The 232-nt window shown below is 40.1% G+C and carries 1 protein-coding gene; it reads left to right on the top strand.

All coding sequences use genetic code 11. The features are described 5' to 3' along the window. The coding region (gene zapE, locus AAEY75_RS17335; protein WP_352260433.1) for an AFG1/ZapE family ATPase at positions 1–232 on the top strand (232 nt) is incomplete at both ends.

Raw genomic sequence — 232 nt, 5'->3', positions numbered from 1 at the left:
AAAGTAGACACCCCAATTGAAATAGAAGGGCGGATGATCAAAACCCGCAAGGTGTCTGATTGCATCGTTATGTTTGAATTTAGCGAACTGTGTGAAACCGCGCGTAGCCAAGTGGATTACATGGAAATAAGCCGATTATATAACACGGTGATTTTATCAAACGTAAAACAGCTTGGACAAAATAATGATGATGCAGCAAGGCGTTTTATTGCGCTAGTTGATGAGTTTTATG

The sequence above is a fragment of the Psychrobacter sp. TB55-MNA-CIBAN-0194 genome, from assembly GCF_040309505.1.
GTDB lineage: Bacteria > Pseudomonadota > Gammaproteobacteria > Pseudomonadales > Moraxellaceae > Psychrobacter > Psychrobacter fozii.
This window is presented reverse-complemented; position numbering and strand designations above follow the sequence as displayed.